This is a genomic window from Arsenicibacter rosenii (assembly GCF_001870735.1).
GTDB lineage: Bacteria > Bacteroidota > Bacteroidia > Cytophagales > Spirosomataceae > Arsenicibacter > Arsenicibacter rosenii.
Genome location: NZ_MORL01000195.1, coordinates 1 through 838, shown reverse-complemented (window position 1 = coordinate 838; position 838 = coordinate 1). Strand labels below are relative to the sequence as shown.

At 54.4% G+C, this 838-nt stretch carries 1 protein-coding gene; it reads right to left on the bottom strand.

From position 1 onward, the window contains the following. A partial coding sequence (locus BLX24_RS30780; RefSeq protein ID WP_143092956.1) for a CocE/NonD family hydrolase occupies window positions 1-838 on the bottom strand: 838 nt, incomplete at both ends.

Here is an 838-nt window from a genome sequence, read left to right as displayed (position 1 = left end):
CAGCCAGCTTTCCGGTAGCGGCCAGAAACCACCGCTTTTGTGAGGTATGTACCGGCCAGTCCGTAAATGTACGCCACGTTTTTGCCCCGGTATCAAACAGCGAAACATCCGGCAATCCGGTTTTGCCGTCGCCGGTTCCTTTCAGATAATGATAAAAGAACGGCGCTTCGATCTGCCGCTGGAAAAAAGTGGCCAGGCTATCTCCGAAATACAAGTCGTTGTGTAGGGTATGGCCGGTTTCCTCCGCCCATCCGCGATGGCCGAAAGGGCCCATCCATAGCATCGGCCTGAACGGCTGCCGATATGTAGCCAGGGTTTTGTAAATGCTCAGCGGACCATATAAATCCTCGGCGTCGAACCAGCCGCCTGCAATCAATATGGCAGGGCGGACCTGTTGTAAATGCGGCAAAACCGATCGTTTCTGCCAGAAATCATCATAATCCGGATGGTCAACGGTTTGTTGCCAGAATGTATTCCCGGCCAGATAGGGAGCTGCGTTCGACAGGGCACCCAGCCGCTTATGCCAGTCAAACTCAGAACGGGTTCCTGTATCAATCAGGTAGGGCAGAAACCAGGGCTTCGTTGTCGGTCCGGACTTCCGGTCGTCGAAAACCGGATAGGCCAGCAGGGTCAGCTGCGTAAAAGCGCCGTTATGGTGAATATCTTCCCGGAAAAAATCGGCGATTGGTGCCTGGGGAGACGAAGCCTTCAGCGCGGGATGGGCATCTATTGATCCGGCTATGGCATAAAAACCGGCATAGCTGATGCCCCATAGGCCCACACGGCCATTATGAAAGCCGACCTGTCGGAGCAGCCACTCAATGGTGTCATAGGTATC